Consider the following 22,187-nt stretch of genomic DNA (forward strand, 5'->3'; position numbering starts at 1 on the left):
CGTCCCGGCCATCCACGTCTCCTTGCTTGGTGCGTCAAAGACGTGGATGCCCGGCACAAGGCCGGGCATGACGAGAGATGAATCGAACTTCCCGACTTTCGGTCGATCACAGCTGCGCGATGCGCTTGGGCGGAAGCCCGCTGCAGCCGCCGGCTTGCTCCGCGTCCAGCACCAACAGCGCACCTGCCGCATAGAGGCGGGCGACGAAGCCGGCATCGTCGGAGCGGGCGAAGGTGACATAGTCGCTCGCTGCAAGCACGCGTCCGTTGGCTTTGGCGATAATGGCCAGCGCCTGCGCCGGCGGGCCGATGATAGCCATCGACTTGCCCGGCGCCGATCCGAACGTCAAAGCGATCACAACCGCAAGCCAGCCGCACACCACGAGCGCGAAAGCGCCCGCGATCCGGCGTAGTGGCCGCAGCCTGCGATGATATGGCGCTTCAGTAATCATAGAAATGCTCGATGCTCACGCCCCTGGCCTTGAGGTCGCGGTTGATATCGACGAGACGGTCGATCCTAGCCTTCAGGCCGGCCCTGCGGAAGCCGGGTTTGCCGTCAAGCTCCAGTGAAAACAGTTCCGTGGTTCCTTTGACGTCAAGCTTGGCGGCGTCGGGCGCGATCACGGTGATCAGGATTTCACGGTTGCCGGCGATCTCGGCGAGGCCATATCCCTGATCCAGCAGGCTCTGCAGGATTTCGGTGAAATCCTTGTAGCGCGGCGCCTGCACCAGCTGCCATTGCGGCGTCAGCGTGCGGATCGGTTTGATACGCGGCTCCTTCGCCAGCACCGCCGGCGGCAATGTCGCGACCGCGAACATGATGTCGCGCGGCTCGTCGTCGCCACCGGCATCGAGCGCTTTCTGGATCAGCGCGGCATAACCGACCTTGAGATAGTACTCGGTGCCGAGCGCAAAATACCGCTCCCATGTTCGCAGCGGGCTATCGGTCCGCGCCGAGATCGCCATCAAGCCATCGAGCTTCTCGCGGAACGGAAATTTGAACCAGGGAACGGTATAAAGAAACGCCGCATAGTCCTGCAGTACCTTGCGCGCGTACAGGTCTTGCGGGGTCCGTTCCTCGCCCCGGATCCATTCGAACACACGGCCGATGGTGTTTTCATAAAATCCCTTGATCGCGTATTCGATCGAGTAGCTGACGCCGATAATATAGATCATGGTTTTGACTTCGGTGAGCGATTCACCGGTCGACGGCACCGCCTGATTGATGGTGCAGAAGCTGCGCCAGAATCCGAAAATGTGTCCGAGATAGTTGAAATGGCTTTCGCTGGACCGATCGAGGAAGCGGCCGAAATCCTCGAACGAATAAACGATGTACCATTCGGGAAAGGTGAAGAAGGTATTGTTCTGCTTGCGCTGGTAACGCGGCTCATTGATCGCAGGCAGCGTCACCGACGGCGCAGGTGACGTCGAAGCCGACGAAGAGGGGCGGCACGTGCCCTCGATATAGGCGAGCGGCCCAAGCACCGACACCGCGATCAGGATCGCGATGACGACAAGAATGCGCCGTAGCCATTTAAGCATGAACGGCGGTCCGCGTGCGCGGCGCCAGCAGATAGCCGATCAGGATCGCGACACCGCCGAGGGCGAGATGCGGCGCATTGGTGAACACCCGCGTCATCAGCGGCAGGTCGCGGATGCCGTTGATCAGGATGCCGAAGTCGAGATAGCCCGAGCCGGTGAAGAGGCCGAGCAAGCCGTCGGCAAAGTAGAACGCGCCGAACAATTGGAAGAACAATTCCGAGGCGCGGCGAGAGGTCAACGCTGCCGCGAGTGCCCACAGCGCGGAAACCAGATGCAGCCCGTCGGCATACCAGGTGCGGCGGAACAGGCCGAAGATCATGTCGTTCTGGTCGATGAAGGCCGGGATGTATCCGGTCAGGATCACGAAGCCGAGCAGGGCGGCGTAGCCCCAGGCGCACAATCTGATGATATCCATGATCCCTCCGGCCTTCTCGAATCTGTCCGTAAGTCTAGAGCTTTCCGAGCGCCTTGAGCAGGGCGTCGTTGAACAAAGCGGGATCTTCGATTTGCGGAATGTGACCGAGTCCGGGCAGCAAGGTGAGGGTGGTTTCCGGCGGCAACAGCGTTCGCAGATCAAGCGCCTGCTCAACCGGGGTAGTGTTGTCCTTGTCACCCCACAGGATCGTGACCGGGAGTTTCACCCGCGCATAGGCGCGGCGGTCGGCACTGATAGCGTCGCGGTCGGCGCCGAGGAAGTAATATAGCCAGTCGGCGATGTCAGGTGTGGTGTCGCGCTGCGTCGTCGGCCGCTGCAGGATCGCGACGAATTCGGGCAGCGCGCGTTCCTTTTTCTCGATCAGGGATTCGAGCAGCGTCTTCGTCGCCACCGGATTGGTGATGGTCAGTGATACCAGTATTTCGCGAATCCATTTTGGCTGAATGATCCATGGCGCCTCGGAAGGAGCTACCGTCAGTCCCAGCGCCGCATCTACCAGCACGAGGCCCCGCGCCCGGTCCGGATAGCGCATCACCAGTTCGGTCGCTGCACCGGCGCCAAAGGAATGGCCGACGATAATTGCCGGCTTGGCTTTCAGATTGACGAGAACATCGTTGATGCGTGCAGCCTGATCCTTCCTTGCATAGCTGCCCGGACGATCCGAAAACCCAAACGGCGGCAGGTCGAGGGCGATGACGCGAAAGCCGGCGGCGGCGAGCACGCCGGTCGTGTGCCGCCAGAGTTCGCTCCACGCCGCCGTGCCGTGAAACAGCACGACAGGAATTCCATCCGCCGGGCCTTTTTCCTGCACGAACACACCACCGGAGCTGGTCGGCACCAGACGGCCCGATGGCGGCGCCAGTTCGGCGCGGGTGTGGGTTTCGCGGATCGATGCCGCCATCCGGAACGCTGTTATCGCGATCACGATCAATATCAGGAGCGCCAGCAGCGTCTTGCCCGACCAGCGCAGTATGTTTGAGATCACGAGGCCTCGCAGAAATGGATCGATCAAAATCGGGTGCAGTCAAATCAGATCGAATTTTAGGCTAGTGCAGATTCCCGGCGATGAAAAATCGCGGACATGATCAGCGGGCAGTTAACACCTGCGACAAAGTTGCGAATTATTGCCCCGACGGCGTGCGCAGGCCGTGCCAGGCGTCGCGCACCTGATGGTAATGCACTTCAGGCAGATAATCCGGCGTGTTGAGCCCCAGCGTCTTGACGTCGAGCCGGCCGATGGCGCTGAGCAGGGTGTAGGAGGCGATCACGCGGTCGCGTTGTGCGCCGATCAAGCGCGCCTTTGCGAGGATCAGATCCTGCTGCGAGTTCAGCACGTCGACGGTGGTGCGCTGGCCGCCCGCGGCCTCCCGCTGCACGCCCTGCAAGGCGACCGTTGCAGCCCGCACTTCGGATTCGGAAGCGGACACCGCGACCTTGGCGCCTTCATTGGCAACCCAGGCGCCGACCGCCGCGGTGCGCGCCTGGTTGCGGACCTGGTCGAGCACCAGCCGGCTCTGGGCTGAGATTTCCTTGGCCTGCCGGGTCTGCGAGGCGGCCATGCCGCCATCGTAGATCGGTTGCGTCAATTGGCCGGCCACCGAAGCCTGGTCGGTCCCGAAGGTGCCGAGCGTGGGATCCGACTGCTTGCTGCGGCTGACGCTGCCTTGCATCGTGATCGTCGGCATCAGGCTGCTTTCGGCGACGCGAATGCTGGTCGAGGCAACGTCGACGTCAAAGGCGGCCGCCATCACGGCTGGATGCTCCCGGAAGGCGAGACCGATGGCGTCGTCGCGGCTGCGGGGCAGATAGCGGTCTACGGTTTCGGCGAGGTTCAACTGCGTCGGCGCGTTGCCGATCACCTGGGTATAGGTGGCCTGGCTGATGGCCAAGGCAACCTCGGCGGCGTTGAGGTCGGCGAGGCCACGGTTGAGGCGGGCTTCGGCCTGGGCAGTGTCGGTCGGCGTCACGTCACCGGCATTGAGGCGCTTCTGGGTGATGCCGAGCGTTTCCCGCAGGAACGCGACGTTGGAACGCTGCGCTGACACCAGCGACTGATTGGCCAGCACGTTGGTGTAGACGGTGACGGCATCGAGCAGCACGCCCTGGCCGACATTGCGCAGCGCCTCGCGGCCGGACGATACCTGCAGTTCCGCGACGCGGACGCTGTTGGCGGTCTTGAAGCCGTTGAACAGCGTTTGGGTCACCGTCACCCCGATGGTCCAGGGTTTCAGGTTCGCCGACTGCACGGTGTTGTCGGGCAGGAGGTTGCGGACCGCCTGCAGGCCGGCGGTGAGGCTGGCGACGATCTGCGGCCGGTACCCCGCCAGCGCCTGCGGCACGCCTTCGTCGGTGGCACGCTGGCGCGCGCGTTCGGCGTTGAGCTGCGGATTGGTCTGATAGGCCTTGGCCAGCGCGTCCGGGAGGTTCTCGGCCTGGGCGCCTGCCGCGGCAAACGCCACGCAAATCACGACACCAAGGCAAATGCCTGTTCGAAGCACGCGCCTTGCAACGTGGCCAACTCTAGCGGCACGCCCAACCATTTGATCCCGCAACTACCCAAGGTCCGTCCGCCCCCGCCGACGGCCTCGTCACATCTACCTGTTTAGGGGGCGGTGCCGCCACTGGCAAACGGTCGCGCGACATCCTCACAGGAATTCGGCGCTTGGCTGTTGCAGGTTCGTCACAGACGAAGTTCGGTAACAAATGCGTTATAGCTCGGAGCAGCCGGCGTCTTATTCCAGGGCGGTCGGCGTTTCATGACGCCGGGTCCGCATTTTGATGCCGAAACTGTTTTCCGACCCCGAAGCGATCGCGGAAGACATCATCCGCGATGTCGGAACCAACCTCGTGGTCGGATTGCCGCTTGGGCTCGGCAAGGCCAACCACATCATCAATGCGCTCTATGCGCGCGCCGCGGCCGATCGCTCGATCAACCTGACCTTGTTTTCCGCGTTGACCCTGGAAAAGCCGAAGCCGGGCAGCCTGCTTGAAAAGCGCTTCATCGGTCCGGTGATCGACCGGCTGTTCGGCGGCTATCCCGATTTGACCTACGCCACCGCGCTGCATGCCGGCGCGCTGCCGCCCAACATCCAGGTGATTGAATTTTTCTTCCTCGCCGGAAAGTGGCTGCACGTGCCGTATCCGCAGCAGCATTACATTTCTGCAAACTACACGCATGCCGCGTCCTATCTGCTGGCGCGCGGGCTCAATGTCGTCACCCAATTGGTGGCGAAGCGCGTGGAGGGTGGCGTCGCGCGCTACAGCCTGAGCTGCAACACCGACACCACGCTCGACATTTTGCGCGCCCGCGCCGAGGGCCGGGCGTCGTTCAGGCTGGTGGGCCAGGTCAATTCCGAACTGCCGTTCATGCCCGGCGCCGGCGATCTCGCGGGCGACGAATTCAGTGCGGTGCTCGACAGCCCCGAGACGGACTTTCCGCTGTTCGCGCCGCCGGCCGAGCCGATCAGCGACACCAAATACGCCATCGGCCTGCGTGCCGCGGGTCTCGTGCCCGATGGCGGCACGCTACAGATCGGCATCGGGCAGGTCGGCGACGCGCTGGCGCAGGGCCTGATCGTTCGTCACCGCGACAATGCGCAATTCCAGGCGGTCATGAAGCGGCTCGCGCCGGACCAAGCGGTGCCGCAGGCCGGACCGTTCGAGAAGGGGCTGTACGGCGTCAGCGAAATGCTGTTCGAGGCGTTTCTCGGCCTGATCGACGCCGGCATCCTCAAGCGCGAAGTCGATGGCGTGACGCTGCACGGCGCGTTTTTCCTGGGTCCGAAAGCGTTTTATCGCACGCTGCGCGAAATGCCGGCGGAACAGATCGCGCGCATCCAGATGATGCCGGTGTCGTTCACCAACCAGCTTTATGGCGACGAGGATGCAAAACGCCGCGCGCGCGTCGACGCCCGTTTCGTCAACAATGCGATGATGGCGACCTTGATGGGCGCTGCGATCTCCGACGGGCTTGAGAACGGTCAGGTCGTGAGCGGGGTTGGTGGGCAGTATAATTTCGTGGCACAGGCATTCGCGCTGCAGGGTGCGCGATCCGTCCTGGCTTTGGAGTCGACCCGGCAGACCGGCGCGAAGGCGCAATCCAACATCCTCTGGAACTACGGCCATCAGACCATTCCGCGGCATCTGCGGGACGTCTTCGTCACCGAATATGGCGTCGCCGATCTCAGAGGAAAATCCGACGCCGAAACGATCGCGGCGATGCTTTCGATATCAGACTCCCGCTTCCAGGGCGAACTCGCAAAGGTCGCCAAGGATGCCGGCAAGCTGCCGAAGGATTTCGAAATTCCGCGCGCGCATCGCCGGAATTTTCCGGAAGCGATTGCGGCAGCGTTAAAGCCCGCGCGCGAGGCGGGCCTGCTGCCGTCGTTCCCGTTCGGCAGCGATTTCACCGAGACCGAACAGCGGCTGATCCCGGCCTTGCAATTGCTGCGGGATGCCCAGCGCAGGCCGCTGCGGCTGCCCGGTCTGTTATGGCAGGGAATGACGCAGCCGCCCGATACCGCGCGTCTCGAATGCCTGGCTCGGCTAGGCCTCGACCGCCCGACGACATTTGTCGAGCGGGCCTATCGCGCGCTGGTGAATGCGGCGCTGGCAAGGAGCAGGGTTGCATAATCTCGGTGTCGTCCCGGCCTAGTGCGCAATTGCGCACGGGCGCCGGGACCCATACGCCGCGGCCAGCTTTGCTGGAAAAGGAAGATAACGACCAGCGTGCAAAACAACAGCCGCCGGTGGCTATGGGTCCCGGCGTTCGCCGGGACGACGTGAGAGCGTGCCTTACCGGTTCTTGTTCACCGGCTTGCGCTTCTCGATGAATGCCGCCATGCCCTCGGAGCGGTCTTCCAACGCAAACGTCGAGTGGAACAGATTGCGCTCGACATTCATGCCTTCCGACAGCGGCGTCTCGAACGCCCGGTTGATGGCTTCCTTGGCCATCGCGGCGGCCGGGCGCGACATCGAGGCGATCTTTTCCGCCGCGGCCAGTGCTTCGTCCATCAATTTGTCCGCCGGCACGACGCGGCTGACCAGGCCCGAACGCTCGGCTTCCGCGGCGTCCATCATCCGTCCCGTGAGACAAAGATCCATCGCCTTGGATTTGCCGATCGCGCGCGTCAGCCGCTGGGTCCCGCCGATGCCGGGGATGGTGCCGAGCGTGATTTCCGGCTGGCCGAATTTGGCGGTGTCGGAGGCAATGATGATGTCGCACATCATCGCAAGTTCGCAGCCGCCGCCGAGCGCATAGCCGCTGACGGCCGCGATCGTCGGCTTGCGGCAAGTGGCGATGCGGTCGCCACCGATGGCGGCGAAATCGCTGGAGAACATGTCGATGAAGGTTTTTGGTTGCATTTCCTTGATGTCGGCGCCGGCCGCAAAGGCCTTTTCGCTGCCGGTGACCAGGATGCATCCGATCGCGTCGTCGGCTTCGAGGTCATCGACGGCGGCGGCGATCTCGCGAAACACGCCGAACGACAGCGCGTTGAGCATTTTCGGGCGGTTCAGCGTGATAATACCAACCGCGCCTTTGCTTTCGACAATGATGTGTTCGAACGTAGCCATGGTTCACCCCGGTGCCTGATTTGGCGGGCAATGTGCCCGCTGGCGGCAAGGGCTTCAAGTGGGCTGGGCTTCAAGTGGGTTGGGCTTCAAGTGGGCTGAAGAGGCGGCCCGGACGCATTTCGGCGCGTCCGGTGCCCGATACCTCACGCCATGAACATGCGCGCCGCCGAGGCCATGGTCAGCAACGCGCCAAAGGCGATGAAGATTTTTCCGATCAACGAGGTCTGATCCCAGGTCGAACTGTCATGGCTGGAAGCCAGAACCGGCGCCGCGGGGGCGGCTTTGGCCGCGGCCATCGCGACGGTCTGCGTGGCCGGGTTCTGCTGCAGGGCCCGATCGACATCGTTGAGCTGATCAGATGAGACCACGGCATCGGTCGTGGACTGCGCTTCCCCCGGCTTGTCGGCTGACGCCAGCAGGATATTGGCCTTTACCGTCATCGCCTGGGCGCTGCCAGGGGAGGCATCGGCGGATGCGAGTTGCGCATTGGCGTTGGCGACCGACGCCGGGATCGTGAGCGCGCCGCCGGTCGAGGCGTCGGCGACCTCAACCGCTTTCCTGGTCTCGGCAGGTTTCGACGCGACTTTGCCCGATCGACGCGTGTAGCGCTTCCAGTGGCGTGTGCTCTGGCGGACGGACTTTCCCGACGTCGCGCTTTCCGACTTCGACGTGGCGGCCGCGCGGTCCGTGCTGGCTGCCGTCGCCGGCGATGGCCCCGCGAAACACACGAAGAGCCCTGTTGCTAATATCAATGCCGAGCGCCCGCTGGCTTTGACAATCATGTGGCAATCTCCCCATTTGCCCGCCCCCGAACCGAAATGAGACCCCGCCCCGTGTCCACAGCGGGGCAAAAAAAGGGAATCTTCGGGCAAGACCGGGCAAAAGCCGGGCAGCTGCATTGCAGCAGCCGAATAGGCTCGTCGTATTCTTCGGTACGCCATTGATCAGGCCGGCGCCGCGCGGGTGCGAGCCGGAGCGATCGATGGTATGAGCCAGCCGGCAAGGAACCTGCGGTCCCGATTCCCGGACGAGGCCGCGCGAAGCGAAACATCAGGGTAACGATCACGACTTCGTGATCGTGGCCCCCTGACGTAACAAATTGAAAAAGCGACCGAATTGCAAGGTGGGAGCGCGCGTGCGCGAACGTGAGGACGAATGGACCGGCCTGATGCGGTCGGCCATTTCAGGCGACAGTACGGCGTATCATCGCCTGCTCAAGGCCGTCACGCCGGTGCTCCGGGCCGCGGCGCGCCGCGGGCTCACGCGTGCAGGGCAACCGGTCGATCAGTCCGAGGACATCGTGCAGGACATTTTGCTGGCGGTGCATTTGAAGCGGCACACCTGGGACGTCAGCGCCCCGTTCGCCCCATGGCTGTTTGCGATCGCCCGCAACAAGCTGATCGACGCGCTGCGGCGCCGGGGCCGGCGGGTGTTCGTCAACATCGACGATTTCGCCGAGGTGCTCCCGGGCGAGGCCCCGGTTGAGACGGCGTCGGCGGGCGAGGTCGCCGCCCAGTTGCAGTCGCTGCCGGCGCGCCAGCGCGACGTCCTGCAGTCGATCGCCGTCGAGAGTGCTTCGATCAAGGATACCGCGGCCAAACTGGCGATGAGCGAGGGCGCGGTGCGGGTCGCGCTGCATCGGGGCTTGACCAGCCTGACGGCGAAGTTACGGGAACAATGAGAATGGATACCGATCAGCTCATCAAAACCCTGGCTGCCGACAGCGCGCACCGCGCGCGGCCGGTCGGCTTTGCGCTGATGCTGGCGCTGATGGCGGCGGCTCCCGTCTCGCTTTTGATGTTCTTCACCGAGCTTGGCATCCGGCCCGACGTGATGACCGCGATGCGCAATCCGTTCTTCGACCTGAAATTCGCTGTGACGCTGGCACTGGCGATCGCGGCCATTGCCGTCAGCCTGCATCTGTCGCGGCCGGAAGCGTCGCTGCGTGGCTTCGGCTGGCTGCTGTTGATCCCGGCCGGGCTTCTGACCGCAGGCATTGGCGGCGAGATGATGATGCCGCAGCGGCTGCCAATGATGACGCGGCTGATGGGCAACAATTCGCGGATGTGCATGACGGCGATCCCGCTGCTGTCATTGCCGATCCTGGCAGGCGCGCTGATCGGCCTGCGTCACGGCGCGCCGGCGCGGCCCGCTCTGGCCGGCGCCATCGCCGGAATGTTGTCGGCGGGGTTGGCGGCGACGCTCTACGCGTCGCATTGCACCGATGATTCACCGCTGTTCGTGGCGACCTGGTACACGCTCTCGACCGCGTTGGTCACGGCGATCGGCGCGCTTGCCGGATCGAAACTGCTCAGGTTCTGATTATTTTGTCGTCCCGGCCTTGAGCCGGGACGACGCGAACTTTGTGGCTCACTTCGCGGGAGCGTTTTGCTGCATGCGATGGAAGCGCAGCACCTGCTGGGCGGTCGATGGCCGCAGCCGCTCATAGGTATCCTTGCACGCCGATATGTCGGTCGGCTCCCCGCCCGTCAACTCGTCGCGCATGTTGATGATCGCCCGGACAGTAGACCATGACAGGCCCGCCACTTTCGCCAGGATCATCACGCCTTCGGCGCGGCTTTCGATCATCATGTTCTCGGCGATTGCCACCGGCACATTGGCCAGCGCTGCGATGGAGGCGTTGGCTTCGTCGAATTTGCCGGCCTCGGCAAATGACGCCACCTGGAATTCGTCGAGCCGGCCGTCCTGGTGAAGCGATTTGACCAGCGCGTGGGCAATCTCGGTGTTCCTGGTGATCGCCGACGGTGCGGAGCGCGCGCGCCGCGTCGCCTCCTTGACCGCGTTCGGCACCTGCGCCGCCAGCTGCGGGTTGGCCGCCTCCAGCCGCTGCCGGACCGCGTCGGACGCCTTGGCCAGCAGCTTCAAATACAGATGTCGCGGAATCGTCGGACGCAGGCCGGTGCAGGTCGCGAGGTTGTCGTCTCCCTCGGCGCGGTCGACCAGCCGCGTGAAGCCGCGCTCGGTGAATTCGGCGCCCGGATTGTTGACGGTGCTCTGGATCACCTCATCGTTGCCGCGCTGGACCAGCACGTCGGTGACCGCGCCGCTCAACACTTTTCGCGTCGAGATCGCCATCAAATGGGCCTGGCTCTTGCTGCGCGCATTCTCGATCAGGGTCTTGTCGTCGAGCCGTGCCGATTGCGACAGCACGGGCCCGGCGACCTCGATCACGTCGTCGAATGCCAGTGCCCGGATCGTCAGCGGCGGTGCGGTGTCGATCGGCGCGAGACGGTTGGCCAGCAATGTCTTGGCTGACGTTTCGATGTGGACGATCAGGCATTGGAAGACATCATCGAACAGGCCGACCTGTTCATCCGAATAATCCACCGCGCCGTTGATGAAGAGGTCGGTCACCCGGCGCAAGGTCTCGACCCGGCGGGCGACCGTCCCGTGCGCGAGCGTGGTCTGCAGTTCGTCGAGCAGGTTCATGGGGGCGATAGCGGACTTCGAACTCATGTGACTCTATCCTGGAGCAAAAGCCGGCGACGGATTCTCCGTCGCCGGAACACTGAAATGGTCGGTTCAGGCGCTGGCGATGCGGTTGCGTCCCTGTGCCTTGGCTGCGTAAAGCGCACTGTCGGCGCGGGCGAGGAATATGTCCGGGGTTTCCTCCGGCTTCAGCGTCGCGACGCCTCCGGAAATGGTCACCCTCATGTCGGGCGAGAATGCGCTCCAGTCGAGCTCTGCAATGATCCCGCGCAGCCGGTTGAGCGCACGCACGGCCTGGTCCGTGCTCATGCCGGGCAGCACCAGCAGGAATTCCTCGCCGCCGTAGCGGCCGAAGCGGTCGATGCCGCGGATGTTGGCGAACATGGTGATGGCGAAAGTCCGCAGCACCTCGTCGCCGGTCGGATGACCAAAGGCGTCGTTGATGCGCTTGAACCAGTCGAGATCGATCAATGCAATCGAGCAGGGTGCGTCATTGCGGCCTGCGCGGGCGATCTCTTCATCCAGCATCCGCATGATGCAGCGGCGGTTATACGATCCCGTCAACTCGTCGAGTTCGGCAAGCTCCTCGATCCGCTTGTAGGCTTCCTTGAGTTTCTGCCCGCTCTGATAGAGCGATTGCTTCAGCGAGCTGGAGAAGATGCCTAAGAACATGCAGCGTCCGATGGTCAGGACGAACACCAAAAGGGTGGCAAAGCGCTCGAGGTGGCTGCCATGCGGCAGCGAGATCGGTCTGTCGGTCAACAGGAACAGCCCGGCCAGGCCGATCGTCATCGCCGTCCAGATCATCATGGTCTGCGCAGGGATCGAGCGCAGCGAACTGAAGCTGAACACGATGAACAGGGTACAGAGGAACATCCCGCCGACTTCCGGCGCGATATAGGTGAACGCCAGCGCAATCAGCATGCAGATGGTCGCCTGCGGGGCGACCAGATAATGATCCTTGAAGCGCTCGTTGAACCCGAACTCGGAAAGGATGAGGCTGAAAATCACCAGCGTCAGGCCGGAAGCGGCATAGGCCGGGGCGATCATGGGCGGTATCGAGCCGGCCTGCGCATAAAGCAGCAGGACCCCGGCGTCGATGATATAGCTGACCCCGATCATGATCAGGATCTGGCGGCGCTGCTTGGCGCGCCGGGCAAGCGCCTTCGCCGCCGGCTGAGGACCGACGCCGTCCAGATCGGCCGGATTCACGAATGAGGAGGCCGCGGTGCCCATGGACTCGCCGTTGATGGAACTCGGCAAAAATCTAAGTGGGAAAGCCTTTAGGTTTGGTATCTTTTGGAACCGAATCTGGTCCGTTAAAACACCTGCCAGTATCCTGTTTCGCAACGGAAATTCGGCCGATTTGAACTGCCGGAACTGTTGCGTGGCAGCCCAAGCTGTAAGCAGATGCTGCCTTGTGGACTAACCCTTGGTATGGTCGCACCGGATCGCGCGCTCTCTAGGAAAGTAACTCCGTATTATGATACCGAAATTGGGGCTTTGTTCGTTCTCACCGGCGCCTTTGGCGGCCAATGCGCCTATGTGGGGTAGATCACACATGCAATTGGTTCATTGCCGTAATGTGAAGAATCTTGCCTCGGCAATCGAACCCTCCGCCATCTCCCCCCGACCAACCTTGCGAGACGGCAATTGAGTGCGGCACAGGCGGCTTCAGACGAAATTCTGATCGCTCGGATCGCTCAAGGCGACCGGCTCGCCATGCAGGTGCTTTACGGAAGGCACCATGTCAGGGTGTTCCGTTTCGGGCTTCGGCTCGTAAGGGACGAACAGGTTGCGGAAGACCTCATCAGTGAGGTGTTTCTCGATGTGTGGCGTCAGGCTGGCAAGTTCGAAGGCCGATCCGCCGTTACCACCTGGCTGCTGGCGATTACGCGGTTCAAGGCCCTGTCGGCACTTAGGCGCCGGAAGGATGTTGGACTGGACGATGAGACCGCGAACGCGATCGAGGATACGTCCGATGATCCGGAAGTGGTGGTTCAGAAGAAAGATACCAGTGACGCGTTGCGCAAGTGCCTGACATCACTTTCGCCTGAGCATCGGGAGATCGTCGATCTCGTCTACTACCACGAGAAGTCCGTGGAAGAGGTGGCCGAAATCGTCGGAATTCCCGAAAACACCGTCAAGACGCGTTTGTTTTATGCGCGCAAGAAATTAGCCGAACTGCTGAAGGCAGCCGGCATTGAGCGAGGTTGGCCATGATGGCGATGAGCAAGAAAATGCTGGATCAAGAGCCCGGCGAAATCGAGATGCTGCTGCCATTCCATGCGGCCGGCACGTTGAACGCGCGCGATGCGCGTCGCGTCGATGAGGCGCTCGCCGGCGATCCCGCGTTGGCCAAGCAATATGCCGTCATCCAGGAAGAATACGCCGAGACCATTCATCTCAACGAAAGCCTGGGTGCGCCGTCGGCGCGCGCCATGCAGAAGCTGTTCGCGGCGATCGACGGCGAGCCCGAGCGCAAGCCGTCGGTGTCGATCAATCTCTCGGCGCGGATCGCGGAATTCTTCACAAAACTTTCGCCGCGGACGCTGGCCTGGTCGGCGAGCCTTGGCGCGGTTGCGCTGCTGCTGCAGGCCGGAGTGATCGGCGCGGTGCTGGTGAAGAATCAGACTGCTTCCTTCCAAACGGCTTCGCTGAGCCTGAATCAGACGGCGGCGCCCCTTACCCGCGAACTCGGTGCTGCGGTGCCGCCGCGCGCGCTGGTGCGGTTTAACCCGGACGCGCGCATGGCCGACATCAACGCGCTGCTGGACAATTATCAGGCTTCGATCGTCGATGGCGCCAAGGGCGGCATGTTCCGGCTGCAGTTTGGCAACCGTGCACTGGGCAAGGACGAAGTCACGAACCTGATGAGCAAGTTGCAAGGTGAGAAGATCATCAATCTTGCGGTGCCGACGCCGTAAGGCGTCGGTCGCCTGACCAAGCCGAGGTCCCATGGTCGATATTGGCGTGAATTGGCGGATAAGGGCGCAGCGCGCGGCATGGGCATTGTCGGCGATGGCGCTGCCGCTTGTGCTGTTCGGCGGTTCGGTGGCCGACGCGCAAGCCATCATGCGCACCCCGAGCCTGAACCTCAATTCCCGCGTGCCGACGATCAATCCGACCGTGACGTCGCGGGTCAATCCCACCGTCGGGGCGCGGGTCAATCCGGTCATCACGAACCGTCCTGTCATCACGAACCGGCCCGTCATCACGACGAACCGGCCTGTCGTCACGACCCGGCCCGGTCCCGGGGTCATCGCGCGCGTTCCGCCGACCACGCACGGCGGAGGCGGAGGCGGAGACACGACGTTGGTCGGGCGGATACCGAACGGGCGCCCCGAGATCTCCCGTGTCGGTGTGGATCCAACGCTTCCTCTGCGTTTCTCGCCCAACCTCTATCCGGTCTGCCAATACGCCAATCGCGGTCCTGACGGCGAATGTTTCGACCGCCCGGTCCTCTCGGTCGATGGCGGCGGCAACGGCACCTCGACCAAGAAGGGCAATAACGCTCCGCGCAACAACGCGCCGCCGCAGGCAGCCGCGATCGACACGCGCGCAATCCCGAACGAACTGGTGGCGGAGATCGACAGCGCGTTATCGCCGGCGCAGGCCGATGAACTGGCCCGGCGTCATGGGCTCGAGCGGCTCTCCTCGCAGGAATTCCCGCTGATCGGCGGCACCATCGGCCTGTTCCGGATCATCGATCAGCGCCCGGTGGACGTCGTCCGCCGTGAGTTCGCCGCTGACAGCGCCGGTGGGGTGAAGTCGGTGCAGCTCAATTTCCGATATGTGCTGCAGGATCAGAAGCGCTCGATGAGCGAGGGCGACGCCGCGCAATACGCGGTCGCCCAGCTTCGGTTGCCACAGGCGCACAAGCTGGTCCGCGGCATGAACGTCACCATTGCGGTGATCGATTCAGGCGTTGACGTCAAACATCCCGAACTCGTCAATTCGGTTGCCGATAGTTTCGATGCGCTCGGCAGCAAGGAGGGCCCGCACGTCCACGGTACCGGCATTGCCGGCGCGATCGTGGCGCATGGCAAGCTGATGGGAAGCGCGCCGGAGGCGCGGCTATTGGCGATCCGTGCGTTCGGCAGCGGCGCAAATGGTGCGGAGAGCACCTCCTACGTGATCCTCAAGGGGCTGGACTATGCGGCCGAGCACGGTGCGCAGATCATCAACATGAGTTTTGCGGGACCGAAGGATCCCTTGATCGAGCGTGGCGTTGCTGCAACCGCTTCCAGGGGGATCCTGATGGTGGCCGCCGCCGGCAATGCCGGCGCCAAATCGCCGGCGCTCTATCCCGCCGCCAATCCGAACGTCATTGCAGTGAGCGGAACCGACTCGCAGGCAAAGCTGTTTGCGGCATCGAACCGCGGTGTCCACATCGCCATCGCAGCGCCCGGCGCGGATATCTTCCTGCCGGCGCCGGATGATAAATACCAGATCACCTCGGGTACCTCGTTTTCCGCCGCCTTTGTCAGCGGCGTTGCCGCCCTGATGCTGGAGCGCAATCCTGCGTTGAAGCCGAACGATCTACGCGCGATCCTGACCAAGACCGCCCGCGACCTTGGCGCGCCCGGCCGTGACGATATGTTCGGGGCGGGCGAGGTCGATGCTTTCGCTGCCGTCACCGCCTCGACGGCCGCGCCTGCGGTACCGCTCGCTGCGGTTTCGGGAACTCCGGGATCTCAAAAGGCGCCGGCTCCCGCCGATAACGCTTCCGTGAGCAGAGCGATGAACGACTCGGCGCCGTCGATGGCGTCCGAGAAATCGGCCGCAAACAACGTCAATCGCCCCGCTACGCGGTGATTTTCGGCCGGCTCGCCCCGAATAAAAGTTAAAAAAATCGATCGGCCTTTTGAACGTCCCGCGAAGCTGCTGCGACTAATGAATGTGGGAGCGGTTATCCCTCCCCATCGGCTGTATTCGGCGCGAGCGCCCATCCACCCCAAGCGCCCATATGGCTTGACCCGTCCGGTTGTCCCCCCGGACGGGTCTTTTCTTTTCAGCACCCCGTTTCCGAGTGAGAGCCTCGCCTCCACTGACGCAGGCCGAGCGCCGTTCTGCCATCAAGACGGATCAAGCAGGCTCAGGCTTCCGGGGGTGCGTGCGCCGATCGAACCGCGTTGCCGTCCGTGAAATCACCGCGAGGTCCACGCAACGCGGCCATGCCGTTGAACGGCTTGACCGTCGATAGCGCGAGTAACCCAGCATTCATGCGGGTTTCTTGCACTGGGAGGCGTCCCGTAATGTCACGTACTGGACAAGCAAGAAGTTTTCCACAGAATATCCCCACCACGTCCAGTTGATTCGCCTCTGTTGCGTCTGCGTCCGTTCTTCTCCTTACGGGCAGTTTTATGACACATCATGCAGACGTGGCACGTGGCCGCGATATCGTTGCGCGCTGGTGCAATCTTGCGGAGCAGCGGCTGGATTACCTCACCGAACTGTTCGAGACCGGGCGCTGGCGGCGCTTTCATACCGAAGACGCATTTCTCGAAAATATCCGGGAAGCCAAGGAAGCGGTCGAACTCTGGCGCAAGCTGGAGACGCGCGAGGCCTCGCTCGATAACACCGCTGTCGATCTATCCTGGCTCGGACGTCGCGAATCGACGCTGACAATTAGCGCGCGGCTGCGTGAGTACGCCCCTTCGGCTCCAAGTCTGGCCCTAAGCCTGGCCCCGGTCGCCGCCGAGCCGCCACGCGATGTTCCGGGCGATGTCCTGATAGCGCTGGAAAGCGTACTCGCCGATAGTGCCGAGGCGCCCTCGGTGCCCGATGCGCCGGCGCTGGACGATCTCTCGCCACCGGCGCTCGATCTCGACGTGATCAGGGATCGCTACCCGCTGCTGCGCAACGCGCTGTAGAGGAGCCGCGCCCTATCGCCGCACTGCATTGGTCCCGATCACCACCTGGGCGTAACGCTGGGCGCCTTCGGCGGACAGGTCGGTCGTGATGGCGCGGGCGTGGTCGAGGCCGACCACGGCGCCGCGCGGGGTTTCCGAAATCATGTTGTTGTTGACCAGCGCGGTGCCGGCGCCCGGCACCACCGAGACGCCGACACCGACAAAGGCCTTGCGGATCACATTGCCTGTGATGGCGATGTCGCGGAGATATTTGCCCCAGCCGGCCACGATCCCGAAGGAGGGCGCGTTCTCGATCACGTTGCCGGTCACGGAACTGTCCGCCTCGACATAAATGCCGACGCCGGCGTCATCGTCCGGAATGGTGCCGACCGGCCGCTTCGGCAACAGATTGCGGATGATGTTGCCTTGCACGACCGCGATGCGGCCGCCCTCGTTGAAATTGCAGACGGAGACGCCGACGGCGGCGCCATCGACGGTGTTGTTGGCGATCACGGCACCTTCGAACGAGAATTCCGAATACAGCGCGACCTCGCGGACGTCGCTGACGCTGTTGCCTGATATCTGGATGTTGGACGCCGAATTGCCGCGCACCGCCGAATAGTCGCAATTGCGGATGCGGTTGCCGCGCACGATCACGTTGCCGGCGCGGAAGGCGTTGATGGCGTTGCCGTACTGGCCGGAGCCGCCGGGGCCGGCCTTGATGTCCTCGATGCGGTTGTCCACGACCAGCGTGCCGTCATCTCCGATCGCGGTCCGCAAGATCTCGATGCCGTTGTCGTTGGTGTCGATGATGGTGTTGCGCGAGACGATCAGGCCCTTTGCATCGAACGATACCACCGCCGTGGTCGCGATCTTGGTGAAGATGTTGCCGCTGATGTCGCCGGAGACCTGTTCGAGCCAAATGCCGTTGCCGCCGCTGGCGGTGATTTCGCAGTCGGTGATGCGGACGTCGCGCCCACCCGCGCAATGGACCAGACCGCGCCGTGTCGGCAGCGGAATGGCGCCGCCGTCGAACGTGATGCCGGACAGACCGATGCCGCCGGCCCCCTCGCTCTGCAGCATCGATGCGCCGCCACTGAAGACGAATTTGGTCGCGCCGCGCACGCCGACCAGTTGCGAGCCGTTTTGCAGGCGGAGCAGCCCGGTGCGGTAGACGCCCGGCGGCAGCGATAACGGCACCTGCGCCCGCGCGGCTTCATCGATCGCGCGCTGCAGCGCCTTGGTTTGATCGTCGGGACTGCCGGGGCGCACGCCATATTGCGTGGCGTCGCGCCCGAACGTCGAGGCCGGCGGCGCCGCGCGCGCAGCGCCCGGCGACATCGCCAACGCGCCGGCAATGCCGGCGGCGGAAACGCCCATGAACTGGCGGCGTTTTGCGTCCATGATTCGATATCCTCGCGCAATGCAGGCCATGGCATTCGCAAGCCAAAGCTAGCGCGAAAATGGACCGGCGCATGGTGAACACGAGGGCGGAACAGGGCGATTGTTGGGGGTAGGGTTAATCCTGGGTAGACCGGTCGTAGGGTGTGCAAAGCGCCAGTGTGCCCACCATATCGCTCAACGAACAGGATTGGTGGGCACGGCGCAAGAGCGCCTTTGCCCAACCTACGAAGTCAGTACCGCCTGCCTCGCCAGTTTCACCATCTCGAGCAGCATCGCCTCGCCGGCATCGACCAGTTCATCGAGCGTGATGCGTGCGTTGCCCTTGCGCCGCAATGCGCCGCCGCGTGCGAGCGGCGGGATGTGCACGAACGAGGCCAGACGGAGATGATCGTTGGCGGCGGCAGCCTCGATCGCGCGCCAGCTCAAATAATTGCAAAGATAACTACCAGCATCGCGCGATGGCCGCGCGTCGATGCCTGTCGCCAGCGCAGCGCGCAGCAGCCGCAACGTATGCGGACCGAACCGCATCGCGTCCGGGCCGAGCCCGATCGATCCCTTGCGGACGCGGGTTTGCGCCGCATCGGGCCATAGCAAAGTCACGGCGTTGCGCGCACGGGTCTCGATCCTGACATGCGCAGTGCGGCCCGCCAAGCCGAACATCAGTATTGCCTGCGGCCGGTATTTTGCGAGAGCTTGAGGCAATTCGAGGTCGACCGCCTTGTAGGTCACAGGAAAGATGTGACTCGATATTTCCACGTCGGCAAAGGCCGGACGGCGCACCCGCAACAGCCGCTCGACCAGCGCCTGCGTCGGATTATACGGCGCGCCCGGAAACGGACCGAAGCCGGTGAGGAGAATGCGAAGCCTGTCGTTCACCGCAGCATCTCCGCGATCTGTTCGGCCGCAACCGCCGGCGTGATGCGCCCGTCGGCGACCTCGGCCTCGGTCTTTTTCACCCTGGCGCGGATCGCGGGGTCGGCGCGCAGCCGCGCCATCATCCGCTGCTCCAGCATCGACCACATCCATTTCACCTGCTGCTCGCGCCGCCTGCCTGCAAATTCGCCCGAGGCATTCATGGCGGTGCGGTGATCGAGGATCTTCTGCCACAGCGTGTCCATGCCGGTGCCGGTCAGCGCCGAATAGGTCAGCACCGGCGGATGCCAGTGCTCGGAACGGGGCGTTAGAATATGCAGCGCGCCGCGATATTCTGCAGCGGCGAGATTGGCGCGCTTGATATTGTCGCCATCGGCCTTGTTGACCGCGATCATGTCGGCGAGTTCGACCAGGCCCTTTTTGATGCCCTGCAATTCGTCGCCGGCGCCGGGCAGCATCAGGGCCAGGAAGAAGTCGGTCATGTCGCAGACCGCGGTCTCGGACTGGCCGATGCCGACCGTCTCCACCAGCACCACGTCGAAGCCGGCCGCCTCGCACAACAACATCGCCTCGCGGGTTTTCGCGGCGACCCCGCCGAGCGTGCCTGATGCAGGCGAGGGCCGGATGAAGGCGTTGTCGGAGGCTGACAATCGCGCCATCCGCGTCTTGTCGCCGAGGATGGAGCCGCCGGTGCGTGCCGAGGAGGGATCGACCGCCAGCACCGCGACCTTGTGGCCGCCGTCGATCAGGAACATGCCGAGCGCATCGATGGTGGTTGACTTGCCGACCCCGGGCGACCCGGTGATGCCGACGCGCACGGCCTTGCCGGTGTCGGGCAGCAGCGCCTGCACCAGGTCGCGCGCGGCGGCCTGATGGTCGCCACGGCGGCTCTCGATCAGGGTGATCGCACGCGCCAGCGCGGCGCGGTGACCCAAACGCAGATCCTTGGCGAGCTTGTCGATATCGGGGGGAGCAATCGGCCGGTTCATGCCTTGGTTTACAACGGCTGTGCGGTGCAGGCGAGGGGATCGTGTGGCGTGTTAGCGGGGCGCGGCGGCGGGCGAAATCGCCTTGAGCCGTCGCCACCCCCAGACCAGCACCGGCCAAATCAACGCGCCGATCGCCAGGGCGGCGAGGATCGCGGAAATCGGTCGCTCGAAGAACGGCAACACGCTGCCATCGGACTTGATCAGCGAAGTCACGAAACTCTGCTCGATCATGGTGCCCATCACGATACCGAGCACCATGGCGGCGACCGGATAACCGTTGGCTTCCATGACGTAACCAATGATTCCGAAAGCCGCGACGGTCACGACGCCGAACATGTTGTTGCCGATGGCGAACGAACCGACCGCGCAGCACAGCATGATGAAGGGCATGACGGAGGAACGGGGCGCGCGCAACACATAACTCGCCAGACGGATCATGACGATGCCCAGCGGAATCATGATGATGTTGGCGATGATGAACATGAGATAAATCGCATACATGCTCGACGCCTTCTCAGTGAACAGCGTCGGGCCGGGGTTCAATCCTTTCATGTAGAGCACGCCGATGGCGATGGCCGCGATGGTGTCGCCGGGAATGCCGAACAGCAGCGACGGCACCCAACCCGACGCGATGCTGGCGTTGTTGCTGGCGCCGGCTTCGACCAGGCCCTCAACGTGGCCGGTTCCGAACTTCTCGGGTTCCTTCGAGAAGCGCTTGGACATCGCGTAGCTGACCCACGCGGCCATGTCGGCACCGGCGCCTGGCAGCACCCCGATGATGATGCCGATGATGTTCCCGCGTGTCATCTGCCAGCGATATTTCTTGGTGAGCCTCCACTGGCCCGCCATGATGCTTCCGAACTTGCGCTTTGGGATTGGTGGCGGTTCCGGCGTCAGCATTGCACGCATGACTTGCGCCACGGCAAATACGCCAACCAGCGCCGGGATCGGTTCGATGCCGCCGAACAGATCGGTCATTCCAAACGTGAAGCGAGGCACGCCGCCGGGATTTTCGATCCCGACGCAGGCGACAAGCAGGCCGATGAACATGCCCGCAATGGCCTTTACGGGCGAAGAGCGCGCGACCAGCGTCGCGCACATCAGGCCCAGGAACGCGAGCCAGAAGTATTCGAAGGTCGAGAACGACAGCGCGATCTCGGCAAGCGGCGGTGCGAGGATCATCAGCGAGAGCGTGCCCGCGATACCGCCAACGGCGGAGAACCATACGCCGGCGCCAAGCGCCAGTTCGGCTTCTCCCTTGCGGGTCATGGCATAGGCTTCGTCCGCGTAAGCTGCCGAGGCGGGAGTACCGGGAATGCGAAGCAACGCGCCAGGGATGTCGCCGGAGAAGATCGCCATCGTGGACGCCGCCACGATGGTCGCAATCGCGGCGATCGGTGACAAATAGAACGTAACCGGGACCAGCAGGGCGGTCGCCATCGTCGCGGACAGGCCGGGCAGCGATCCTATGACGAGGCCATAGACCGATGCCGCCAGCATCGCGATGATGACTTCCCAGGTGGAAATGAGCGCGAACGCTTCAATCAGGGTGTTAAGCATGGGTCACCACGGCATCGGCAACAGCCCGGCCGGGAGCGGCACGCGCAGTAGCTTGCTGAAAATCAGATGGATGACGATCGGTGCCATCACCGCGAGCGGTAGCGAAAGCTTCCAGCGCGCGCCGAGCGCGCTCGACGTCACGAACACGATCAGCGCGGCCGTGATGATGAAACCCAATCGGTCTGCGACCGCCACGTAGAACAACAGCAGCGCCGGCGGTAACAGTGCGCGCAGGCCGTAAAGCTTGCCGGTGGGCGGCCGCGCTTGACCGGCCTCGAGCGGAATAATCTCTTCTTCCTCTTCGAAGGTGCGGCCGATGCCGAGGGCAATCGCAAGCCCGCAAAGCGCGAGACCCGACCCGATCACCAGCGGAAAGATATTGGGGCCCACCGGCTGACCGGGCACGGGCGGCAGCAGCCAGCCGCCATAGGCAGCCGCCGCTCCGAGCCCAACGAGAAACAATCCCGTGACTTGATCGGGAAGACGCATAAAACGAGCCCCACGT

At 63.5% G+C, this 22,187-nt stretch carries 21 protein-coding genes; 7 read left to right on the plus strand and 14 right to left on the minus strand.

All coding sequences use genetic code 11. The features are described 5' to 3' along the window. Positions 1-106 precede the first annotated feature (106 nt). The 5 genes from JQ611_RS05510 to JQ611_RS05530 form a co-directional block, all read right to left on the minus strand. Entirely contained in the window at positions 107-451 is a 345-nt protein-coding gene (locus JQ611_RS05510; protein ID WP_212464745.1) for a hypothetical protein, read from the minus strand. Further along, on the minus strand, positions 441-1,541 hold the full coding sequence (locus JQ611_RS05515) for a hypothetical protein (protein ID WP_212464746.1): 1,101 nt from the start codon (positions 1,539-1,541) through the stop codon (positions 441-443). The genes JQ611_RS05510 and JQ611_RS05515 overlap by 11 nt, the downstream gene beginning before the upstream one ends. After that, positions 1,534-1,956, minus strand: a complete 423-nt coding sequence (locus JQ611_RS05520) for a hypothetical protein (protein WP_192737394.1) — start codon at positions 1,954-1,956, stop codon at positions 1,534-1,536. The genes JQ611_RS05515 and JQ611_RS05520 overlap by 8 nt, the downstream gene beginning before the upstream one ends. A gap of 34 nt (positions 1,957-1,990) precedes the next feature. Beyond that, positions 1,991-2,962, minus strand: a complete 972-nt coding sequence (locus JQ611_RS05525; RefSeq protein ID WP_212464747.1) for an alpha/beta fold hydrolase — start codon at positions 2,960-2,962, stop codon at positions 1,991-1,993. A gap of 136 nt (positions 2,963-3,098) precedes the next feature. Continuing rightward, on the minus strand, positions 3,099-4,517 hold the full coding sequence (locus JQ611_RS05530; RefSeq protein ID WP_212464748.1) for a TolC family outer membrane protein: 1,419 nt from the start codon (positions 4,515-4,517) through the stop codon (positions 3,099-3,101). 238 nt (positions 4,518-4,755) lie between these two features. Between JQ611_RS05530 and JQ611_RS05535 the strand changes: the two genes are divergently transcribed. Next, on the plus strand, positions 4,756-6,609 hold the full coding sequence (locus tag JQ611_RS05535) for an acetyl-CoA hydrolase/transferase C-terminal domain-containing protein (protein WP_212464749.1): 1,854 nt from the start codon (positions 4,756-4,758) through the stop codon (positions 6,607-6,609). A gap of 162 nt (positions 6,610-6,771) precedes the next feature. On the opposite strand, the gene JQ611_RS05540 is transcribed toward JQ611_RS05535, so the two are convergent. Together JQ611_RS05540 and JQ611_RS05545 are read right to left on the minus strand one after the other, a co-directional pair. Beyond that, entirely contained in the window at positions 6,772-7,551 is a 780-nt protein-coding gene (locus JQ611_RS05540) for an enoyl-CoA hydratase (RefSeq protein ID WP_212441149.1), read from the minus strand. 143 nt (positions 7,552-7,694) lie between these two features. Next, the gene (locus tag JQ611_RS05545; protein WP_249132932.1) at positions 7,695-8,333 is read right to left on the minus strand and encodes a hypothetical protein; all 639 of its coding nucleotides are present in this window, start codon (positions 8,331-8,333) and stop codon (positions 7,695-7,697) included. Positions 8,334-8,686: 353 nt separating this feature from the next. Here JQ611_RS05545 and JQ611_RS05550 point away from each other — a divergent pair, with 353 nt between their 5' ends. Further along, entirely contained in the window at positions 8,687-9,232 is a 546-nt protein-coding gene (locus JQ611_RS05550) for a sigma-70 family RNA polymerase sigma factor (RefSeq protein WP_212441150.1), read from the plus strand. 2 nt (positions 9,233-9,234) lie between these two features. After that, a complete protein-coding gene (locus tag JQ611_RS05555; RefSeq protein ID WP_212265434.1) occupies positions 9,235-9,873 on the plus strand; it encodes an NrsF family protein in 639 nt (212 codons plus the stop codon). 48 nt (positions 9,874-9,921) lie between these two features. Here JQ611_RS05555 and JQ611_RS05560 read toward each other — a convergent pair whose 3' ends face one another. Together JQ611_RS05560 and JQ611_RS05565 are read right to left on the minus strand one after the other, a co-directional pair. Beyond that, positions 9,922-11,028: a DUF2336 domain-containing protein gene (locus JQ611_RS05560; protein WP_212464750.1), complete on the minus strand. Its 1,107-nt coding sequence runs from the start codon at positions 11,026-11,028 to the stop codon at positions 9,922-9,924. A gap of 66 nt (positions 11,029-11,094) precedes the next feature. After that, entirely contained in the window at positions 11,095-12,237 is a 1,143-nt protein-coding gene (locus JQ611_RS05565; RefSeq protein WP_212464751.1) for a GGDEF domain-containing protein, read from the minus strand. A gap of 417 nt (positions 12,238-12,654) precedes the next feature. On the opposite strand from JQ611_RS05565, the gene JQ611_RS05570 reads away from it, so the two are divergent. From JQ611_RS05570 to JQ611_RS05585, 4 genes are all read left to right on the plus strand, one after another. Further along, positions 12,655-13,224: a sigma-70 family RNA polymerase sigma factor gene (locus JQ611_RS05570; protein WP_212205314.1), complete on the plus strand. Its 570-nt coding sequence runs from the start codon at positions 12,655-12,657 to the stop codon at positions 13,222-13,224. Then, positions 13,221-13,928 carry a hypothetical protein gene (locus tag JQ611_RS05575; RefSeq protein WP_212464752.1) on the plus strand — a complete coding sequence of 236 codons (708 nt, stop codon included), beginning with the start codon at positions 13,221-13,223 and terminating at the stop codon, positions 13,926-13,928. Before JQ611_RS05570 ends, JQ611_RS05575 begins: the two co-directional genes overlap by 4 nt. 31 nt (positions 13,929-13,959) lie before the next feature. After that, positions 13,960-15,819 (plus strand): S8 family serine peptidase, encoded by a 1,860-nt coding sequence (locus JQ611_RS05580; protein WP_409411253.1) that lies wholly within the window; start codon positions 13,960-13,962, stop codon positions 15,817-15,819. A gap of 548 nt (positions 15,820-16,367) precedes the next feature. Next, positions 16,368-16,877, plus strand: a complete 510-nt coding sequence (locus JQ611_RS05585; protein WP_212265430.1) for a TIGR03809 family protein — start codon at positions 16,368-16,370, stop codon at positions 16,875-16,877. Positions 16,878-16,889: 12 nt separating this feature from the next. Here the strand turns inward: JQ611_RS05585 and JQ611_RS05590 are convergent, their stop codons facing one another. From JQ611_RS05590 to JQ611_RS05610, 5 genes are all read right to left on the minus strand, one after another. Further along, positions 16,890-18,260, minus strand: coding sequence for a TIGR03808 family TAT-translocated repetitive protein (locus JQ611_RS05590; RefSeq protein WP_212464753.1), 1,371 nt, complete (start codon positions 18,258-18,260; stop codon positions 16,890-16,892). Between the two features lie 222 nt (positions 18,261-18,482). Next, positions 18,483-19,136 (minus strand): pyroglutamyl-peptidase I, encoded by a 654-nt coding sequence (locus tag JQ611_RS05595; protein ID WP_212265428.1) that lies wholly within the window; start codon positions 19,134-19,136, stop codon positions 18,483-18,485. Further along, the gene (gene meaB / locus JQ611_RS05600; RefSeq protein WP_212464754.1) at positions 19,133-20,122 is read right to left on the minus strand and encodes a methylmalonyl Co-A mutase-associated GTPase MeaB; all 990 of its coding nucleotides are present in this window, start codon (positions 20,120-20,122) and stop codon (positions 19,133-19,135) included. Before meaB ends, JQ611_RS05595 begins: the two co-directional genes overlap by 4 nt. A 51-nt stretch (positions 20,123-20,173) precedes the next feature. Further along, positions 20,174-21,682, minus strand: a complete 1,509-nt coding sequence (locus JQ611_RS05605; RefSeq protein WP_212265426.1) for a tripartite tricarboxylate transporter permease — start codon at positions 21,680-21,682, stop codon at positions 20,174-20,176. A 3-nt stretch (positions 21,683-21,685) separates the two neighbouring features. Next, complete coding sequence (locus JQ611_RS05610; RefSeq protein ID WP_212265425.1) at positions 21,686-22,171, minus strand: tripartite tricarboxylate transporter TctB family protein; 486 nt, start codon at positions 22,169-22,171, stop codon at positions 21,686-21,688. Positions 22,172-22,187: the final 16 nt, after the last annotated feature.

Source organism: Bradyrhizobium sp. AUGA SZCCT0182, assembly GCF_018130185.1.
GTDB lineage: Bacteria > Pseudomonadota > Alphaproteobacteria > Rhizobiales > Xanthobacteraceae > Bradyrhizobium.

What these genes read in the sequence shown, in the direction of transcription:
- JQ611_RS05510 (WP_212464745.1), bottom strand. Translation starts at nt 451, where the DNA reads ATGATTACTGAAGCGCCATATCATCGCAGGCTGCGGCCACTACGCCGG.
- JQ611_RS05515 (WP_212464746.1), bottom strand. Translation starts at nt 1,541, where the DNA reads ATGCTTAAATGGCTACGGCGCATTCTTGTCGTCATCGCGATCCTGATC.
- JQ611_RS05520 (WP_192737394.1), bottom strand. Translation starts at nt 1,956, where the DNA reads ATGGATATCATCAGATTGTGCGCCTGGGGCTACGCCGCCCTGCTCGGC.
- JQ611_RS05530 (WP_212464748.1), bottom strand. Translation starts at nt 4,517, where the DNA reads ATGGTTGGGCGTGCCGCTAGAGTTGGCCACGTTGCAAGGCGCGTGCTT.
- JQ611_RS05535 (WP_212464749.1), top strand. Translation starts at nt 4,756, where the DNA reads ATGCCGAAACTGTTTTCCGACCCCGAAGCGATCGCGGAAGACATCATC.
- JQ611_RS05540 (WP_212441149.1), bottom strand. Translation starts at nt 7,551, where the DNA reads ATGGCTACGTTCGAACACATCATTGTCGAAAGCAAAGGCGCGGTTGGT.
- JQ611_RS05545 (WP_249132932.1), bottom strand. Translation starts at nt 8,333, where the DNA reads ATGATTGTCAAAGCCAGCGGGCGCTCGGCATTGATATTAGCAACAGGG.
- JQ611_RS05555 (WP_212265434.1), top strand. Translation starts at nt 9,235, where the DNA reads ATGGATACCGATCAGCTCATCAAAACCCTGGCTGCCGACAGCGCGCAC.
- JQ611_RS05560 (WP_212464750.1), bottom strand. Translation starts at nt 11,028, where the DNA reads ATGAGTTCGAAGTCCGCTATCGCCCCCATGAACCTGCTCGACGAACTG.
- JQ611_RS05565 (WP_212464751.1), bottom strand. Translation starts at nt 12,237, where the DNA reads ATGGGCACCGCGGCCTCCTCATTCGTGAATCCGGCCGATCTGGACGGC.
- JQ611_RS05575 (WP_212464752.1), top strand. Translation starts at nt 13,221, where the DNA reads ATGATGGCGATGAGCAAGAAAATGCTGGATCAAGAGCCCGGCGAAATC.
- JQ611_RS05580 (WP_409411253.1), top strand. Translation starts at nt 13,960, where the DNA reads ATGGTCGATATTGGCGTGAATTGGCGGATAAGGGCGCAGCGCGCGGCA.
- JQ611_RS05585 (WP_212265430.1), top strand. Translation starts at nt 16,368, where the DNA reads ATGACACATCATGCAGACGTGGCACGTGGCCGCGATATCGTTGCGCGC.
- JQ611_RS05590 (WP_212464753.1), bottom strand. Translation starts at nt 18,260, where the DNA reads ATGGACGCAAAACGCCGCCAGTTCATGGGCGTTTCCGCCGCCGGCATT.
- meaB (WP_212464754.1), bottom strand. Translation starts at nt 20,122, where the DNA reads ATGAACCGGCCGATTGCTCCCCCCGATATCGACAAGCTCGCCAAGGAT.
- JQ611_RS05605 (WP_212265426.1), bottom strand. Translation starts at nt 21,682, where the DNA reads ATGCTTAACACCCTGATTGAAGCGTTCGCGCTCATTTCCACCTGGGAA.
- JQ611_RS05610 (WP_212265425.1), bottom strand. Translation starts at nt 22,171, where the DNA reads ATGCGTCTTCCCGATCAAGTCACGGGATTGTTTCTCGTTGGGCTCGGA.